The organism is Micromonospora sp. NPDC049230 (assembly GCF_040647875.1).
In the GTDB taxonomy this organism is placed as follows: Bacteria; Actinomycetota; Actinomycetes; order Mycobacteriales; family Micromonosporaceae; genus Micromonospora.
On the sequence record NZ_JBEZCZ010000003.1, the window covers coordinates 39885 to 56490 of the forward strand.

The 16606-nt window shown below is 71.0% G+C and carries 16 protein-coding genes and 2 pseudogenes; 7 read left to right on the forward strand and 11 right to left on the reverse strand.

Annotated features, from left to right (window positions below; genetic code table 11):
- Positions 1-354, forward strand: a 354-nt coding sequence (locus tag AB0A95_RS03315; RefSeq protein ID WP_357553947.1) for a DALR anticodon-binding domain-containing protein, incomplete at its 5' end; no start/stop codon positions are given.
- A gap of 4 nt (positions 355-358) precedes the next feature.
- On the opposite strand, the gene AB0A95_RS03320 is transcribed toward AB0A95_RS03315, so the two are convergent.
- The 3 genes from AB0A95_RS03320 to AB0A95_RS03330 all read right to left on the reverse strand — a co-directional run bounded on the left by AB0A95_RS03320 (position 359) and on the right by AB0A95_RS03330 (position 3257).
- Positions 359-700, reverse strand: coding sequence for a metalloregulator ArsR/SmtB family transcription factor (locus AB0A95_RS03320; RefSeq protein WP_357553948.1), 342 nt, complete (start codon positions 698-700; stop codon positions 359-361).
- Positions 701-903: 203 nt separating this feature from the next.
- Positions 904-2097 carry an endo-1,4-beta-xylanase gene (locus tag AB0A95_RS03325; protein ID WP_357553949.1) on the reverse strand — a complete coding sequence of 398 codons (1194 nt, stop codon included), beginning with the start codon at positions 2095-2097 and terminating at the stop codon, positions 904-906.
- A 329-nt stretch (positions 2098-2426) separates the two neighbouring features.
- Positions 2427-3257, reverse strand: coding sequence for a PIG-L family deacetylase (locus tag AB0A95_RS03330; RefSeq protein WP_357553950.1), 831 nt, complete (start codon positions 3255-3257; stop codon positions 2427-2429).
- Positions 3258-3484: 227 nt separating this feature from the next.
- On the opposite strand from AB0A95_RS03330, the gene AB0A95_RS03335 reads away from it, so the two are divergent.
- Positions 3485-4360, forward strand: a complete 876-nt coding sequence (locus AB0A95_RS03335; RefSeq protein WP_357553951.1) for an alpha/beta hydrolase — start codon at positions 3485-3487, stop codon at positions 4358-4360.
- A 9-nt stretch (positions 4361-4369) separates the two neighbouring features.
- Here AB0A95_RS03335 and prfH read toward each other — a convergent pair whose 3' ends face one another.
- Positions 4370-5005 carry a peptide chain release factor H gene (gene prfH, locus AB0A95_RS03340; protein WP_357553952.1) on the reverse strand — a complete coding sequence of 212 codons (636 nt, stop codon included), beginning with the start codon at positions 5003-5005 and terminating at the stop codon, positions 4370-4372.
- Positions 5002-6189: an RNA ligase RtcB family protein gene (locus AB0A95_RS03345; RefSeq protein ID WP_357553953.1), complete on the reverse strand. Its 1188-nt coding sequence runs from the start codon at positions 6187-6189 to the stop codon at positions 5002-5004. The genes prfH and AB0A95_RS03345 overlap by 4 nt, the downstream gene beginning before the upstream one ends.
- A gap of 258 nt (positions 6190-6447) precedes the next feature.
- On the opposite strand from AB0A95_RS03345, the gene AB0A95_RS03350 reads away from it, so the two are divergent.
- The gene (locus tag AB0A95_RS03350; protein WP_357553954.1) at positions 6448-9036 is read left to right on the forward strand and encodes a LuxR C-terminal-related transcriptional regulator; all 2589 of its coding nucleotides are present in this window, start codon (positions 6448-6450) and stop codon (positions 9034-9036) included.
- A 56-nt stretch (positions 9037-9092) separates the two neighbouring features.
- On the opposite strand, the gene AB0A95_RS03355 is transcribed toward AB0A95_RS03350, so the two are convergent.
- From AB0A95_RS03355 to AB0A95_RS03365, 3 genes are read right to left on the reverse strand one after another with little or no spacing between them, the layout of a single operon-like run.
- The gene (locus tag AB0A95_RS03355) at positions 9093-9698 is read right to left on the reverse strand and encodes a hypothetical protein (RefSeq protein ID WP_357553955.1); all 606 of its coding nucleotides are present in this window, start codon (positions 9696-9698) and stop codon (positions 9093-9095) included.
- A 4-nt stretch (positions 9699-9702) separates the two neighbouring features.
- On the reverse strand, positions 9703-10311 hold the full coding sequence (locus tag AB0A95_RS03360) for a hypothetical protein (protein ID WP_357553956.1): 609 nt from the start codon (positions 10309-10311) through the stop codon (positions 9703-9705).
- The gene (locus tag AB0A95_RS03365) at positions 10308-11651 is read right to left on the reverse strand and encodes a hypothetical protein (RefSeq protein WP_357553957.1); all 1344 of its coding nucleotides are present in this window, start codon (positions 11649-11651) and stop codon (positions 10308-10310) included. Before AB0A95_RS03365 ends, AB0A95_RS03360 begins: the two co-directional genes overlap by 4 nt.
- Positions 11652-11748: 97 nt before the next feature.
- Between AB0A95_RS03365 and AB0A95_RS03370 the strand changes: the two genes are divergently transcribed.
- Positions 11749-12279, forward strand: a complete 531-nt coding sequence (locus AB0A95_RS03370) for an adenylate kinase (protein ID WP_357553958.1) — start codon at positions 11749-11751, stop codon at positions 12277-12279.
- A gap of 80 nt (positions 12280-12359) precedes the next feature.
- On the opposite strand, the pseudogene AB0A95_RS03375 reads toward AB0A95_RS03370, so the two are convergent.
- Positions 12360-12629, reverse strand: a pseudogene (locus tag AB0A95_RS03375) (flavin reductase).
- A gap of 270 nt (positions 12630-12899) precedes the next feature.
- Here AB0A95_RS03375 and AB0A95_RS03380 point away from each other — a divergent pair.
- The 3 genes from AB0A95_RS03380 to AB0A95_RS03390 all read left to right on the forward strand — a co-directional run bounded on the left by AB0A95_RS03380 (position 12900) and on the right by AB0A95_RS03390 (position 14954).
- Positions 12900-13622, forward strand: a complete 723-nt coding sequence (locus AB0A95_RS03380) for an XRE family transcriptional regulator (RefSeq protein ID WP_357554156.1) — start codon at positions 12900-12902, stop codon at positions 13620-13622.
- Entirely contained in the window at positions 13619-14092 is a 474-nt protein-coding gene (locus AB0A95_RS03385; protein WP_357553959.1) for an NUDIX domain-containing protein, read from the forward strand. Before AB0A95_RS03380 ends, AB0A95_RS03385 begins: the two co-directional genes overlap by 4 nt.
- A gap of 430 nt (positions 14093-14522) precedes the next feature.
- Positions 14523-14954 carry a hypothetical protein gene (locus tag AB0A95_RS03390; RefSeq protein ID WP_357554176.1) on the forward strand — a complete coding sequence of 144 codons (432 nt, stop codon included), beginning with the start codon at positions 14523-14525 and terminating at the stop codon, positions 14952-14954.
- A 55-nt stretch (positions 14955-15009) separates the two neighbouring features.
- Here the strand turns inward: AB0A95_RS03390 and AB0A95_RS03395 are convergent.
- Together AB0A95_RS03395 and AB0A95_RS03400 are read right to left on the reverse strand one after the other, a co-directional pair.
- A pseudogene (locus tag AB0A95_RS03395) lies at positions 15010-15747 on the reverse strand (ice-binding family protein); the annotation flags it as partial.
- 138 nt (positions 15748-15885) lie between these two features.
- Positions 15886-16539, reverse strand: a complete 654-nt coding sequence (locus tag AB0A95_RS03400) for a class I SAM-dependent methyltransferase (RefSeq protein WP_357553960.1) — start codon at positions 16537-16539, stop codon at positions 15886-15888.
- Positions 16540-16606 lie beyond the last annotated feature (67 nt).

Here is a 16606-nt window from a genome sequence, read left to right on the forward strand (position 1 = left end):
CCCTACCGCCACTCCGCCACCGCCCGGCTCCGGGCGGGGCCCCCGCCCCCCCCAACACCCGCGCGGCCGGACGCGCCCATCGTGCTCACGTCCGCGGCGGAGCGGGCGCTCGCGGTCGAGCTACTCGGCTTCGCCGCGGTGGTCGGCGAGGCGGAGCGCAGCCTCGAGTTTCATCACCTCGCCGGTTACCTGCACCGGCTCGCCACCGCGTTCAACGCGTTCTACGAGCGCTGCCCGGTGCTGCGGGCCCCGGACGAGCTGCGGGAGAGCCGGCTGCTGCTGGCCGAGCTGACGGCCCGGACGCTGCGGCAGGGGCTGCACCTGCTCGGCATCCGCACCCCGGAGCGGATGTGAGGGGTCAGCGGGTCCTCTTCGTCGCCCGCTTTCGGGGCGGCGTCAGGAGGTCCGCGATCTGGGCGATCGCGGCCGGCACCAGGCGGTAGTAGGCCCACACCCCGCGCTTGTCGCGTTCGAGTAGCCCGGCCTCGGTGAGGATCCGCAGGTGATGACTCACCGTCGGCTGGGAGAGGTTGAGCGCCCCGGTGAGGTCACTGACGGACGCCTCACCTTCCGGCGCGGACTGGATCAGGCTCAGCAGACGCAGTCGGGCCGGATCGGCGAAGGCCTTCAGCACCCCCGCGAGCCGTTCGGCATCGGCCCGCTTGATTGGATCGCCGGTCAGCGGCGAGATCGCAGGCATGGCAGTTTTCGCAGTTCCCACGCCTGCCATAGTGACACCAACGCGATCGATAAGCCGGTAAAACCGACATCAATACTCCGATGGCGTCCGGATGGCCGCTTGGAGCGACTGAACGTGGTCACGTAGTGGCCGTGTGGGGCTCCGCCAAGCCCCACACGGCCCTACGCCGACGGACAGGCCGTCGAGTCGGCCGCGACCGGAGGTCAGCGGCGGGGTTTGGGGGAGACGCGGGGCAGGACGTACGGCGGGCCCGCGAAGATCAGATCCGACTTCAACTCGTGGTACGCCCGCTTGGGCTGGTAGGTCTCGTCGTAGATCGTGGCCAGGCCCTCCGGCGGGTCGTCGAACCAGCCCGGCACCCAGGAGTGGTTGTCGCTGAAACCCCAGACCGTGTACGACAGGCAACTGCGCACGGCGAGGCACGCCTTCATCAGCACGCTGAAGTTGGCGGCCGACGCCTGCAACCGGGGGTTGATCTCGTCGGCGTTGCCGGCCCGGACTGCCTCGGTCAGCTGGCTGCGGACGTCGACCTCGGTGAACGCTGTCGCCACGCCGAGCCCGGCGAACTTCTTCAGCGCGGCGGTCACCTGGAGGGTGTCGAAGTTGCCGTACTGGGTGCCCAGGTGGCCCTGGGCGCCGACGCCGTCGATCGGCACACCCTGGGCGAGCAGGCCCTTCGTCATGTCGTAGACGAACTGGGTCTTGTCGTCGGCCGGGTTGCCGGAGCCGAACGCCTCGATGTTGTAGTCGTTGTAGAACAGCAGGGCCCTGGGGTCGGCGGCCCGCGCCCAGCGGAACGCGTCGGCGATGTAGCCGGGCCCGAGGTTGTCGGCCCAGAAGCCCTTGTAGTGCAGGGTCGACGGGGTGTCCCAGGGGTCGCTGACCGCCTCGTTGACCACGTCCCACTGCCAGATCTTGCCCCGGTACCTGTTGACGACTGTGGTGATGTGCTTGCGCAGCAGCTCGCGCAGCTCCTGCTTGCTGATGGAGCCGTCGGCGACACCACTGGTCAGCCAGCCGGGCAGCTGGTTGTGCCAGACCAGCACGTGCCCGCGCACGCTCTGCCGGTTGCGCTTGGCGAAGTCGATGAGCTGGTCGGCCGCCGCCCAGTTGTAGGTGCCGCGGGTGGGCTCCAGGACCTCCCACTTCATTACGTTCTCGGCGGTGACCGAGGTGAACTCGGAGGAGGCCAGCTCGCGGTAGCGCGGGTCGCCGGCGTCGTTGAGGGCGTCCGTGTTGACCGCGGTGCCGACCTGGAGGCCGTGGCGCAGGCCGAGGGCGCCGAGGCTCTGCGCGGTGGGGTCGTACGGCCGACTCGCGGTGGCGGGCACCGTGTTCAGCGCCGCGACGGTCGCGACGGCGACCACGCCGACGGTCGTCCACTGTCTCAGCTTCATGTGCCTTCCCTTCCGGACCTTTGATCGACAAGTATCGATCAAGAAAGATGCGGTCCGGTGTTGGCGGATGGGGAACAGGATCGGGGTCGAGCGCCCGGGTGGCGGGACCCGGGGGGCCGGTAGTTCCGGCCGGTGACCGGAAACCTGCTCGAAACGTTAAGGCCGTCGATGTCCGGGCGTCAACGCCGAAAACTTCCGGAAATTCGTCATATGACCTGCGGGGGCTCACTGGGGTCGCCCGCGAAACTTCCGGAGGTCGACGAACTGCGGGCATCGTCGACCGGGGGTCGACGATGCCCGAACGTGTCTGCTGGAGCTGACCTGTGCGCTCAGCGCAGGCCGGCGAAGAGGTCGTCCTCGGGGGTCGGCGCGTCGGTGTGGTCCCGGACCCGGACGAAGGTCTCCACACCCATCAGCTCGGTGAACCGCTCCCGGCCCAGTTGCAGGAAGAAGATGTTCTCGGTCTGGCTGGCATGGGTGGCCAGGGCGTCGAACTTCTGCGCCCCGAAGGCGCTGGTGTCCACCCAGGTGCTGATCTCGTCGTCGGGCAGGCCGAGCTGCGGCATCGGCTCCGCCTCCGGGTCCGGCGCGTCCCACTCGACGCCGAGCTCCCGCATGATCTGGCCGAACTGCTCGAACGCGGTGCGCGGCACCGTGGTCCAGTACACCTTCGCCGGGGTGCCGGTCTGCTCGACGGCGGCCATGGTGATCCGGTGCGCCTGGATGTGGTCCGGGTGGCCGTAGAAGCCGTTCTCGTCGTAGGTGACGATCACGTCCGGCTGGTATTGCCTGATCAGCTCCGCGAGGCGGCCGGCCGCCTCCGCCACCGGCGTCGTCCAGAACGCGCCGGGCTGGTCGTTTGTCGCCCAGCCCATCATGCCGGAGTCGGCGTACCCCAGGGTCTCCAGGTGGCTGACCTTCAGCACCGCGCAGCTGGCCTCCAGCTCGGCCTGGCGCATGGCCACGACGGCGGCCGGGTCGTGCCCCGGGTCGCCCGGCTTGACCCCACCGGGGCCGTCACCGCACCGCCCGTCGGTGCAGGTCACCAGCACCGTCGTGATCCCCTCCGCGGCGTAGCGGGCAAGGACGCCACCGGTGCTCGTCGCCTCGTCGTCGGGGTGGGCGTGCACCGCCATCAGGGTCAGAGGTCGCTCAGCCATGCCATCACCCTACGGTCGGCGCCCCGCCCAGGGTCGCGGAGGGCGGCGAAGTCGCCGGGACCGGGCGCATCATAGCCAGCCCGGGGCCGGGACCGTCGACCATGTGTGAACCCTGCTCACCCGCCCGGCCTCGGCTCTACGGTGAGACGTGGCCAGCACATCCGAGAGGTCGGAACGCGGGGAGAGGTGCGATGGCGGGGGCCGGCACGGGGACGTCGTTCGGTGACGTGAGACAGGTCGACGCGGGGGTCCTGAACATCGGGTACGTCGACGCGGGGCCGCCCGACGGTCCCGCGGTGATCCTCCTGCACGGCTGGCCGTACGACATCCACAGCTTCGTCGACGTCGTGCCGCTGCTCACCGACGCCGGTCACCGGGTCGTCGTCCCACACCTGCGGGGCTACGGCACGACCCGGTTCCTCTCCGACGACACAATGCGCAACGGCGAACCGGCGGCCCTGGGGCTCGACCTCATCGCCCTCATGGACGCCCTGAAGATCGACAGCGCGAAGCTGGCCGGGTTCGACTGGGGTGCGCGTACGGCCGATGTCGTGGCCGCGCTGTGGCCCGAGCGCTGCCGAGGGCTGGTCTCGGTGAGCGGCTACCTGATCGACGGCCAGGCATCGGGCAAGGTGCCGCTGCCACCGAAGGCGGAACTGGCCTGGTGGTACCAGTACTACTTCGCCACCGAACGCGGCCGCGACGGGTACGACAGGAACCGGCGCGACTTCGCCAGGCTGATCTGGCAGACCGCGTCCCCGAAGTGGTCCTTCGACGATGCCACCTTCGAGCGCAGCGCGACAGCGTTCGACAACCCCGACCACGTGGACGTCGTGATCCACAACTACCGGTGGCGGCTGGCCCTCGCCCCCGGCGAGTCGCAGTACGACGAGGTGGAGAAGCGACTGGCCGCCAAACCGAAGATCACGGTGCCCAGCATCTCGATGGAGGGCGACGCCAACGGCGCGCCGCACCTGGAACCCAGCGTCTACGGCAAGCAGTTCGCCGGGCCGTACGAACACCGGACCGTCGGCGGCGGAGTCGGGCACAACCTGCCCCAGGAAGCACCCCGGGCCTTCGCCGACGCGGTGCTGGACGTCTGACCCGGGCCGCTATCCCCGGCGGCCCGGTCGCTGGGGCTCCGGACGTTCCACCCGCACCGGGTCGCCGCGAACGAGGTCGTCGTGCACGCGCCACCGGGCCGTGGTGACGGCACGCCGGGCCGCCTCGTCGCCGTGCTCGATGCGCCGCCGCAGCAGGTGCAGGGCGATCCGGCGGTTGAGGCTGAACTGTCGTTCCTCGTCCACCACGACGACGATGCCCGACGGACGGTGCGTCGCCCGTACCGCGGTGCTGGCCTTGTTGCGGTGCTGACCACCCGGGCCGCCGGTCCGGCAGGGCACGATGTCGACGTCCGCCTCGGCGAACGTCGTCGGCGTGGCGTCGGGTTGCGGCGGCTGGGCGGTGACATACCAGTTCTTGCGGCCCGTGCTCGCCCGGTAGGGGCTCGGGGCCTGCCAGCACAGCGTCCCGGTCCACGAGTCCACGAACGCGTCGGCGTCCGCGCCGGTGACCCGGATGAGCGCCGACCGGTAGGTGCCGGGCCGGTCGCCGGGCGACACCTCGACGCTGTCGATCGTCAGACCTCGGCGGGTGCCGTCCCGGGTCAGGCGGTGCAGGAGCTGGGCCACTGCCCAGGCGCACTCGGCGGGGCCGCGACCGGCGGACAGCAGCAGGAGCACGCTCACGACCGCCCCCGCCCGCCGCGGTGGCCCCGCCGCTCGGCGCGGGAGGTGGACCCGAGATCTGGCGTCTTGTAGGTGACCAGGGGAGTCGTGCTGACCACCGGCGTGGCCAACCGGTGCTCGACCAGATCGGCGATCACCTGCTCGATGCGCTTGTACGCCGTGGGCGCCTCCTCGAACAGCAGTTGCCGGTCACCACACACCACAAGCGAACCCACCGGAGTACGACGAAGCTCCTCGACCGTGTGCTTGGCCCGGCCCCGCCGCAGGGCGTCGGCCCGCGACATCTTGCGCCCCGCGCCGTGCGCCACCGAGTGGTTGGCCTCCGGCCCGGCGTGGGCGGCCACCAGATAGGAGGCCGTGCCCCGGGTGCCGGCGACGAGGACGTCCCGGCCGTCGCCCGGCGCCGCGCCCTTGCGGTGCAGGTAGACCCCGTCGGAGACCTCGACCAGGTTGTGGCACTGGTCGACGATCGGTGCGGTGGGCTCCGCCCCCAACGCGTACGCGACCCGGGCCGCGAGCACTCGGCGGTTGAGCGAACCCCAGCGCACGGCCTCGTCGTGCATCGCCAGGTAGGCGGCGGGATCGGGAGCGGCACCGGCGCCGTGTACCTCGGTGTGCGCCCGCAGGATCCGCTCACCCAGACCACGGGAGCCACTGTGCACGATGAGCACGAGGTCGCCGGCGTCGAGCCCGAGACGATCCGCGTGGTGCGCGTCGAGGATGGTGTCGACCCGAGCCAGTTCGACGAAGTGGTTGCCACGGCCGACCGTGCCGAGGCCGTCCAGGTGACCGGCCGGGATTTCCTCGGGCACGTGAGCCCAGGCCGGGTCGTCGGCGTCGCGCTCCGGGTGCAACGCGCGGTCGAGGTCGGGGAACCGGGAGGCGAGCCGCTCCGGCACGGCACGCTTGAGCGTGATGGGGAACACGGCGATGCCGCAGCCGATGTCGGAGCCCACCAGGAACGGGTACAGCACCGTCGAGGCCATGGCCGCCCCGATCGGCGCGCCCTTGCCGGGGTGCAGGTCCGGCATGGCCGCGACGTGGATCATGCCGTCGAGGGCGGCGACCTGCTGGCACTGCGCGAGCGCTGCGGACTCGATCCAGCTCGCGGGTGAGGCGAACACCGTGACGGTGGCCGGGGTGGACGGGGGCAGGGACTCCCCAGGGGAGTGGTGCTGGAGCAAGGAGGCTCACTTCTCACGCAGACGCGGGAACGGACGACGGCACGGCCTGCCGGGAGAGGTCACCGGAGGCGGATGCGCGGGGGTGGTTCCGTCAGTACGTCATGGACGCCACTCTCGTGCAGTCCGTCGTGCACGACAAGCGATTTTCCGGCGCACCGGGCGCTGCCGTGCGGGCTCGCCAAGCCGGGCACTGACGGTAGCGCGACAGCTGTCAGATGACTGATCGCCCCTGGCCAGTCGCTCGTCCACTATCCGTTCATGCTGACAGGGCGTGACGGCCTGCTCGTGGAGGCCCGTACCGCGCTGGTCCGGGCCTGCGGTGCGGTGCTTCTCGGCCCGGCCGGAGTGGGGCGCACCGCCCTCGCTCGGGCCGCCGTTGACGACCTGCCGCCCCGACTGTTCCGCGCGGTCTGGATCACCGCTACCGCGGCGAGCAAGGAGGTGCCGTTCGGTGCGCTCGGCCAACTCCTCAGCGGCGGTCACCCAGCCCTGCACCCGGCCCTGGTGCACAACACAGTGCTGGCCGCCCTGCGTGAACGGTGCGGCTCCGGCCGTACCCCGGTGTTGGTCGTCGACGACGCCCACCTGCTCGACGGGCCGTCCGCCGGCGTGCTGCTCTCTCTGGTCCAGGCCCGTGCGGTCCGCGCGCTGGTCACCGTCCGGTCCGGGGTCCCGGCCCCGGACGCGGTGGTCGCGCTGTGGAAGGACGTCGGGCTACCCCTGCTGATCGTGCCGGCCCTCGCCGAGGACGCGGTCGGGGCGCTTGCCGAACAGCGGTTGTCCGGCCCGGTCAGCCGCTCCACCACCCAGCTGCTGTGGCAGTGGACGGGCGGGCTGCCGCAACTGACCGCCGCGCTGATCGACCACGGGCGGGAGGTCGGTTCGCTGGTGCGCGACACCGACCAGTGGCGGTGGCGCGCCCCTCTCGCGGTGCCGGCACAGGTGGCCGACCTGCTCGACCGGGAGCTGGATCGCGTCGGCCGCCTCGGCGAGGACGCGCTGGCCGCGTTGGCCCTCGGCGGGCCCCTGCCGCTGCCCGTCGTGGAGGCGGCCGCGTCACCGGAGTTGGTCGCCGATCTCGAACAGCTCGGCATGGTCCGCAGCGAACAGAGCGACGACCAGATCCTGGTACGACTACGCCACCCGATGCTCGGTGCCGTTCTGCGCCGCCGGATGTCGCCCGCCCGGCGTCGCCGGGTGTCCGCCGCTCTGCTGGCCAGCACGCCCCAGGGCACGACCCGGGGCGCACACGCGGTGGCCAGCGCGCTGTGGGCGGTGCACGCCGGCCAACCGGTCAGCTCGGCCGAGCTGCTCCGATCGGCCAGCCTCTGCCTGTACGCGGATCCGAGCGCCTCAGAACAGCTGGCCCGTCGGGCCCGGGAGCGCGGCGGCGGCGCACCGGCGGCGGTAGCGCTCGCCGCCGCCCTCGTCGAGCAGAGCCGCACCACCGAGGCGTACGAGACGCTTGTCGCGGCACTGCGCGATGCCGAGGCCGCCGGTGACCGGGGTGCGCAGGTGACCGTCCGGGTGGCGTTGGCCAGGCACCGGGCGTGGGTGGGGCGGGAGCCTCGGCAGGCGTACGACGATCTACTGCGGATTCGCGCGGACGCCGAGGCGGCCGGTGACGCGGCCGGTCGGGCGGAGGCGGCGGCGGTCGCCGTGGTGGTCCAACTCTTCAGCGGTCAGGCGGCGCGGGCGCTGCACGACGCCCGCGAATTCCTGGGTGCGACACCTCCGCCGGCCGGGCAGTTGCGGGTCACGCTGGCGTCGGTGGCCGCGCTGGCCCTGACCGGGCAGACCGCGGAGGCGGCCCGGGTGGGCCGTGCGGCGGTGCGGCGGTCTGGTTCGTCGGCACTGCCGTTCGCCCGTGGCATGGCCGCGGCGGCGCTGGCGTTCGCCGAGCTGTGGCGGGAGCCCACCCCGACCGGGCCGGTCACGGACCCGGCGGCGGGACGGTGGCCGATGCCCGACGATCCGCTGGTCTCCGGGCTGTCCCACACCGCCTGGCCGATCTTCGACGGCTACGCCCAGCGGGTCAGCGGGGACCGGGCCGGTGCCATCAGCCGGCTCCGGGACGCCGTCGCGCAGCAGGCCGATGGGGAGGGGCTGTTCCGGTCCGAGGCCACCGGCTGGCTCGCGATCACCCTGGCCGAGGACGGCCGCCCGGACGAGGCCGAGGCGGTGCTGCGGGAGCACCCCGTCGACGCTGTCGCGTTGGTGCCTGGTCTGCGGCCGTGGGCGACGGCCGCGGTAGCCGCCGCGGCGGGTCACCGAACGCGGGCGGCCCGGTTGATGGACGAGGCGATCGCCGTCGCCCACACGTCCGGGTGCTGGCTGGTGGAGCTGGGATACCTCATCTACGCGGCACACCTCGACCCGGTCGCCGGACCGACCAGGTACGCGGGCCGCATTGCCGAGGCGATCGGGCACGTGGACGCCGAACGCCTCGTCACCGCCGGTCGGGCGGTGATCGCGCTGGCCGGCCGGAACCCGACGGTGCTGCTTGAGCACGCCCACCGCCTGGTCGACGTCAACATGAGCGGTGAGGCGCTGAAACTCGTCGACGAGGCCACCCGAACCGCCACGTCCGACAGCGCCCGGCTCTTCGTCGACCTGCGCACCCGCCTGCGGGCCACGGCACCCGGCGACCCGGCGGTGGCCGCGGGGCTGACCGCACGGGAGACGCAGATCGCCGGGTTCGCCGCCCGTGGCCTGTCCGACCGGGAGATCGCCGACCAGTTGGTGCTGTCGGTGCGTACGGTGCAGACACATCTGGGTCGGGCGTACCGCAAACTCGCGGTGACGTCCCGGCGTGAGCTGCCCGACGCGTTACGCCTGGTCGGCTGAGGGCCAGGGACGGCCGTGGCGCGCGACGCACCACGGCCGTCACCGTCCGGGAACCGCTAGGTGTTCTTCGTGTAGCAGGTGACCTGCCCGTTGGAGTCCTCGTGACACTCCGCCCCCTTGGCGCCGAGAACGTTGATCGTGCCGACCAGGACGGTCAACCCGAAGGCGGTCAGGATCCCCATGCCCACCTTCTTGGCCAACTCCGCGAAGTTGGCCGTGACGTCCAACCGGAACGTGACAGGCGCGTACCGGATCTGGTCCCACAGCTCGGCGATCCGCGGATCGTGACCGGTGATGCTGAAGTCGTCGCTGCTGTGCTCGTCGGTCACCCGACCGCTCGCGACGGCCACGAACACGTTCTTGTTCTGGTCCACCACGTTCGGCGCGGCGGCGAAACTCCAGCTGTGGCTGAGCAGACCGTTCTCGTGGACGTGCCCCTGGAACCAGTAGTGGCCGTCGCTGGCCATCCGCAACCACGCGGTGCCCTTGACGCTGGACGGCAGCAGACTGCCGGAGAACGTGTTGCTCCACTCCTGCTCCAGCCGGTCCATCGTCGTCCGGGTCGACCCGGACGGATGCCCGACCTGTGCCCCGACCTGGCGCAGGGTCAGCGGCGCCCGGATGTCGAGGTACCGGGTCGCGGCCGTACGGACGCTGGTCATGGCGTCACTCCCTCGACTTCCACATGTGTATGGTGCCGTTCTCGTCCCGGTAGGAGTGGACCTTGCCCGGCTGACCGAAGAACGCGACCCACCCGGCGACCACCGCACCCACGATGACCAGCGGAATCCACTTCAGGATGTTGGTGATCAGCTGCCCGACGTTCATCGTCACGCTCAGCCGGAAGTTCACGCTGGCGCTGCTGAGCTGGTCCCAGTACTGCGCGATCCGCGGATCATGCCCGTGCTCGGCGAAGTCGTCACTGCTGCTGTTGTCCGACACCTTGCCGCTGGCGGAGAAGACGAAGGCGTTGCCGTCGGCATCCACGAAGGCCGGCGTGGCCACGAACGACCAACTGTGCGAGACCGCGCCGTTCTCGTGCACGTGGCCCTCGAACATGTAGAAGCCGTCGCTGAACAGTCGCAGCCACGCGCTGCCCTTCACGCTGGACGGGAGCAGGCTGCCGGAGAACCACTCACTGGACGTCTGGTCCAGTTGGACAAGCATCCGTCGGCTGGAGCCGGTGGGGTGGCCGATCTCGCCGCCGATCTCCCGCATCGTCATCGGCGCCTCGAACCGCAGGTACTTCCCGGCCGCCTGACGCAGGCTGGTCATGACGTGGTCACCAGGATCGGCACCAGCGCCCGACCGGTCGGCAGCGGACCCAGCGCCTTGCCCAGGATCGCCCCGACCGCCTTGAGCGGGTCGGCCACCCGCATGGCGTGCCCCCGGGTGGGGGAGGTGGTCAGCAGGTCACCGGGACGCACCGGGCCGTGTGTCGCGTCGACCAGGCAGTACACCTTGCCGGCCAGGGCCAACGGCCGACGCCTGTCGCTGTCCGGCTGCCGGTCCAGCACCATCGCCGGGGCGAAGCTGCCCGCTCCGGAGACCACGCCGGCCACCGCGCTGTCGTACGGCTTGTCGGCCAACTCCAGCGCACCGGTCTCGCCGATCACCAGCACGGCGCCGGGAATCGCCGCGGTCAGGTGAGCGTCGGCGACGTCGAACTCCTCGGCCAGGTCCGCGTTGCTGAGCGAGATGTCGCCGTGCACACCGTCGATGACCACTGTGTACGCCCGGGTGTCCGGGTTGGCGAAGGCCATCGAGCTTTGGTCGCCGTTGATTCCGATGGTGTACGTGCGGGTCTTGCTGTGGCAGAACTTGATGTGGTTGTTCGTGCCGTCCAGGTCGACCTGGTTCGCCGCGACGATCTTCGAGCTGACCGCGTTCGTCGCGGACACGTTCGTCGCGGTGACGCTGGGGCTGTTCAGGTTGTTGGCCGCCCACAGGTCACCGGTGGTGCCGTTGAGCAGCAGCTTGTACTGGCGGGTGTCCGGGTGCGCGAACGCCATCGAACTCTTCTCACCGTCGATGCCGACGGTGTACGTGCGGGTCTTGCTGTGGCAGAACTTGACGTGGTTGTTCGGGCCGTCCAGGTCGACCTGGTTCGCGCTGAGGCTGCGGCTGTTGACGTTGTTGGCCGCCCACAGGTTGCCGTTCTGCCCGTCCAGGATCGTGGTGTAGGCGCGCTTGTCGTTCGCCAGGCTGATGGTGCTGGTGCCGCCGTTCATCCCGATCGTGTACGCGCGGGTCGTGAAGTTGGTGAGCACCAGAGCGTTGTCTGCGCCGTCGAGCACGACGGCCCGCGCGGCCACGGTGTCGGCGGTGATGGTGGTCGGCGGCGACGGTGTCGGCGTCGTCGGTGCCGCCTCGGCGTCACCCTTGACGACCGGAGCGGCAGTGGCGGGCGGTCCGTCGGCGCGCTGCGCCTGCTCGGTCTGCCGGGCCTGCTCGGGTGCGCGGACTGGCGGCGGCGCCGGTGCGGCGGTGTCCGCCCTGGCGGGCGCGTCGTCCGGGGTGGTCCGCTGCGGGGGTGTGCTCGGTGGGGTGACGGGCCGGGCGATCGCCTCGGCGCTGTCCGGGTTGCTGGCCTTCGCGGCCTCGTTGTTTGTCATGTGTCCATTGCACCGGCCAGCCGGCCGGCAATCGTCGGTAGTCACTACGTAGGTTGGTCCACCCGACTACGTAGCGCCGACGGCGTACGCTGCCGCGATGACCGCACCGCGTCGCATCCTGATCTACGGGGTGCACGGCGCGGGCAAGTCCACTCTCGCCGTGCGCCTGGCCGAGCGTCTCCGGTTGCCGTGGTATCCGGTGGACGACCTGCTGTGGCTGCCGGGATGGGTCGAGGTGCCGGTCGCCGAGCAACGCGGCCGGATCGAGGAGCTCTGCCGGCGGGACACCTGGATCCTCGACGGCGCGTACCACGGCTGGCGGGACGTGCCGCTGGCCCGTGCCGACCTGGTGGTGGCCCTGGACTACCCGTGGTGGCGCTCGTTCGGGCGGTTGCTGCGTCGTACCCTGCGCCGCCTGGGCTCGGGTGAGCTGATCTGCAACGGAAACCGCGAATCACTGGGCAGTGTGCTGTCCTCGGACTCGATCCTGGTCTGGCACGTGACTTCGTTCGGCCGGGAACGGCGGCGGATGCGGGCCTGGCAGGCCGACCCGGCCGGGCCGCCCGTCCTGCTGTTCACGAGCCCGGCCGCAGTGGACGACTGGGTGGCGGGCCTGCCAACCCGGTGACGGCCGCCCAGACACGCCCCCCGGTTCAGCCGATCGACGTAGAGCCTGGGCGCATCAGCCTCGCCCGGGCCAGTGCTCGATCACTGGTCTGGGCGCCGTTGGTCATCGCGTAGCGCGGCCGAGCGTGGCCAGGCCAGGAAACGTGCGTGCAGCAGGCCCGACGGAGTGTGCGGCAAATCCTCACATGCCTGCACAAGGTACGCCGACAGGTGCAGCATCAGCGAGATCCGCGCACCGGTGAACTCCGCCACGAGCTGTCGCTTGCGGGTCCGACACGGCCAGGCCGCGCCGCAACCCGTGCAGGTTCACTGCGGCCGTACCGGCTGATGCGCCGACAACAAAGACCTCACCACCCGTCCGGCTCGTTGGAAGAGGGAAGGGGTCACCGCCGACACCGGGCCAACCAATCCCGGGGCTGCGGCAATCCCTTCCCCCTGGCACCCACCGGCCCGGCGAATCTGCCGCAGGCGGACCGGCGAGGCCCAGAGACCTGAACCTACGAACCAGCCCCGGGCACCCCAACGTCCCAACGGACACTACGGCGGACATTTCTACGACCCTGACGCGTCCCGCCGTGTCCATTACCGTGGGACGGTATGAGTCACCGCCTCCGCGCGGCCATGCTCCGCGCCCACCTCGACCCGGCCGCCCTCGCCGCGGCCGTCGGTGTCGACGTCAAAACCGTCACCCGGTGGCTCACCGGCCGCGTTCCCCGCCAACACACCCGCCTGGCCGTCGCCGACGCCCTCGGCGAAACCGAAGCCGACCTGTGGCCCCAGACTCGCCCCGACCAGGCACCCGGCGCGGAAGCCACCGCCGAGGTCGTCGCCGCCTACGCCCACCGAGCCGACATCCCTCACCACGTATGGGCCGCACTACTCACCGGCGCCACCACCCGGATCGACCTACTCGGCTACGCCTACCCGTTCCTCCTGGAGTTGCTGCCCAACACGATGCAACTCATCAGCGGCAAGGCCGCCGATGGTGCTCGCGTGCGGCTCGCATTCGCCGACCCGGACTGTGCGCACGTCAGCGAACGCGACGCCCTCGAACAGATCGGCGGTACCCTGCCCGGCCGCATCCGCAACGCCCTCAACTTCTGCGAACCACTCCACGGCGTGCCCGGCGTCCAGATCGGCCTGCACACCGTGCATCTGTACAACTCGGTGTTCCGCTTCGACCACCAGATGATCGTCACCCCACACCTGTACCGCGCCCGCGGCTACCAACACCCCGCCCTCCACCTGCGCGAACTGTCTCCGCACGGCATCTTCGCCGCCCACGCCGACCAGTTCGAACAGATCTGGCAAACCACCACCGCCTACCTCAAGGAGACCCGGTGACCGGCCGGCGCGACTACTACCACGACCCCAACGCACCGACCGCCAACAGCCTCGTCCCCGCCGCCGCCGCCATCATCACCGACGACCACGGCCGCGTCCTGCTGCAACGACGTACGGACTCCGGCAACTGGTCGCTTCCCGGCGGCGCCATGGACATCGGTGAAAATCTGCAGCAGTGCGCCATCCGTGAGGTCAAGGAAGAGACCGGGCTCGACATCGAGATCACCGGCCTGCTCGGCATCTACACCGACCCCGCACACGTCATCGCGTACGCCGATGGTGAGGTTCGCCAGGAGTTCACAGTGACCTACCGAGCCCGAGTCACCGGGGGCACGCTGGCCGTCAGCGACGAGTCCAGCGAGGTCCGCTTCATCCACCCCGCTGAGTTCGACGGAATCCCCATCCACGACACCGTCCGCCTGCGCCTCCGCCACCACGCCGAAGGCCGCGACGCCCTCCACCTTGGATAGACCCCGACCGGCCTCGCCGCACCGGGGTACGTCCTCGTCCCCACCCGGTGGACGTTGGACTTCGCACCGCCCGGCGGCGAGGCCGGCAGCGCACGATTCACGCAGACATGTGTCGTGCGGCTGGGTGGTGACCGGCCGCAGATCCCGCTCTACCTCTCGCACGAGCGAGAGGACGACGCCCTGCGCAAGCTGGGTCTGACCGACTGAACCCGTACCCGCGGATCCCGCCCTGACCACTGGTCAGGGCTGAAGGGGCCCGGCCGGTAGGTCACCGGCCGGGCCACCGATCAGGACTCCTGGGTACGACGTCGGGCCAGGAGGAATGCGAACGCGCCCAGCACGACCAGCACACTTCCGATGCCCGTCAGGGCCGGGACCGTTCCACCGCCGGTGACCGGCAGGATGGGACCCCTGCCGCCGGGGCCACCGGGTGCGCCAGGTGCTCCAGGGCTGCCGGGTGCGCCAGGGCTACCGGGTGCTCCCTGCGGTCCGGGTGCGCCTTGCGGTCCGGGTGCCCCAGGTGCCCCGGGTGCCCCAGGTGCCCCAGGTGCCCCAGGTGCTCCGGGTGCGCCGGGGCTGCCGGGTGCTCCGGGTGCTCCGGGTGCTCCGGGTGCTCCGGGTGCCCCAGGTGCCCCAGGTGCTCCGGGTGCGCCGGGGCTGCCGGGTGCTCCGGGGCTGCCGGGTGCTCCAGGGCTGCCAGGCGCGCCAGGGCTGCCGGGTGCTCCGGGGCTGCCGGGTGCGCCAGGGCTACCGGGCGCTCCGGGGCTGCCGGGCGGGCCAGACGGGCCGGGCGGACCGGTCGGCCCGGGTGGTCCGGTGGGGCCGGGCGGTCCGGTGGGACCGGCGCACACCGGTGCCGTGATGACGTTGGTGTCGAGAGTGACGGCGGCGGTTCGGGCCAGCGCACGGCCCTGGAGGGTCGCGCCGGTGGCCATCGTGATCGCCGCCTGGGCCATGATGGTGCCCACGAATGTGGTTCCCGTGCCGATCGTCGCCGAGCTGCCGATCTTCCAGAAGACGTTGCAGGCCGAAGCGCCGTTGATCAGAACGACGCTGCTGTTCGACGCCGTCGTCAGCGAGGAGTCGACCTGGAAGATGAACACGGCCGCCGGGTCGCCCTGGCCGTTCAGCGTCAACGCCCCGGTCAGTTGCGCGGCCCCGATTCGGTAGACGCCGGGGTTGAGCGTGTTGCCACCGAGTTCCGCGGGCAGGTTGGTGAATGGTGTCCGTCCGGCGGCGTCGTTGAAGGCGATGGTCAGGTCACTCTGGGCCTGGAGAGCGACCGCGTCGCCGAGATGGACCTCACCGCCGATGGTTGCCGTCCCGAAGCCCGACGCGGTGTTTCCGGGAAATCGTCCGAGGCTCTGCCCCAGGAAGCTCGGGCCGGTGTTTGTCGGCTCGGCTCCGGCGAGGACGGAGAAGTTGCCCGCTGTTCCCAGGTTCACCGGCGCGTCGGCGGCGCTGGCCGGCGTCGAGCCGAGCAGCAGGAAGCTGACGGCGACGGCGGCGGCTGCGGATGCCGCGAGCGCCGCCAGGAGCCCTCGGCGAAAACGATGATGATGGGGCTTTGCTGTCACAGAACACCCTCCGTGGGTTATTACTTCGCAGGAGGGCTGGGTAGAGCCAAGACCTGCGTCAAACGGCCTGGATGGCACTGACAAAGTGCGGTGACCACCACATCACGCCAGAGCCGCCGATACCCATAAAACGGGATAATAGGTGCATTAAGCGCCCAATATGTATTCACGTTCACATTGCTCTGCACCGCACGAGTGATCGACCGACCACCCGGCTCAGGACCGGTGTGCCGCCGCCGGCCTGATCGCCCGGCCGTGCACGCAGGGCGAGGACGGGCCGTTGCTGGTGGCCGGGAAACGGAACCGACGCAGTTCCTCGATCAGGAACCCTTCGGCGCTGATGGCGGCGACGGTGTCGCGGTTGGTGCGGCAGCCGCCGAACAACTTCGGCCACAGTGTCGCGTCGAGCAGCCGCTGGGCTCGGTGCAGACCGCTGTGCTCCTCGGCGGCGACGTGCTCGAAGAAGCGCAACTGGCCGCCGGGGCGCAGCACCCGGCTGACCTCCGCGAGCGCGCCCGCCTGATCCGGCACTGTGCACAACACCAACGCGACGACCGCCGCGTCGAACTCGCCGTCACCAGCGGGCAGGGCCTCCGCCAGACCGTCGACGACGGTGACGGGCACCGGCGCGTCCGGTGCCGCCCGCTCGGCGGCGGCGCGCAGACGACGTTCTGGCTCGACCGCGACGACCTCGGTGACCCCTGGCGGATAGTGGGCGAACATCCTGCCGTTGCCCGCGCCGATCTCGATCACCCGGCCGGACAGGCCGGCGACCAGGTCCCGGCGGAACTCCGCCGTACCGGCCCGGTCCATGGCGACGCTGAGCCGCTCGTATACCCGGGCGAACACCGGGTGGGACACCACGGCCATGTCGACCTCCAGGGAATGCGGGGTCCTCGTCGACCTGTTCTCAAGCGATTGTGCTGCATCGGCGCAC

What these genes read in the sequence shown, in the direction of transcription:
- AB0A95_RS03380 (WP_357554156.1), top strand. Translation starts at nt 12,900, where the DNA reads ATGCTCCGCGCCCACCTCGACCCGGCCGCCCTCGCCGCGGCCGTCGGT.
- AB0A95_RS03360 (WP_357553956.1), bottom strand. Translation starts at nt 10,311, where the DNA reads ATGACCAGCCTGCGTCAGGCGGCCGGGAAGTACCTGCGGTTCGAGGCG.
- AB0A95_RS03355 (WP_357553955.1), bottom strand. Translation starts at nt 9,698, where the DNA reads ATGACCAGCGTCCGTACGGCCGCGACCCGGTACCTCGACATCCGGGCG.
- AB0A95_RS03400 (WP_357553960.1), bottom strand. Translation starts at nt 16,539, where the DNA reads ATGGCCGTGGTGTCCCACCCGGTGTTCGCCCGGGTATACGAGCGGCTC.
- AB0A95_RS03320 (WP_357553948.1), bottom strand. Translation starts at nt 700, where the DNA reads ATGCCTGCGATCTCGCCGCTGACCGGCGATCCAATCAAGCGGGCCGAT.
- AB0A95_RS03350 (WP_357553954.1), top strand. Translation starts at nt 6,448, where the DNA reads ATGCTGACAGGGCGTGACGGCCTGCTCGTGGAGGCCCGTACCGCGCTG.
- AB0A95_RS03365 (WP_357553957.1), bottom strand. Translation starts at nt 11,651, where the DNA reads ATGACAAACAACGAGGCCGCGAAGGCCAGCAACCCGGACAGCGCCGAG.
- AB0A95_RS03370 (WP_357553958.1), top strand. Translation starts at nt 11,749, where the DNA reads ATGACCGCACCGCGTCGCATCCTGATCTACGGGGTGCACGGCGCGGGC.
- AB0A95_RS03330 (WP_357553950.1), bottom strand. Translation starts at nt 3,257, where the DNA reads ATGGCTGAGCGACCTCTGACCCTGATGGCGGTGCACGCCCACCCCGAC.
- AB0A95_RS03325 (WP_357553949.1), bottom strand. Translation starts at nt 2,097, where the DNA reads ATGAAGCTGAGACAGTGGACGACCGTCGGCGTGGTCGCCGTCGCGACC.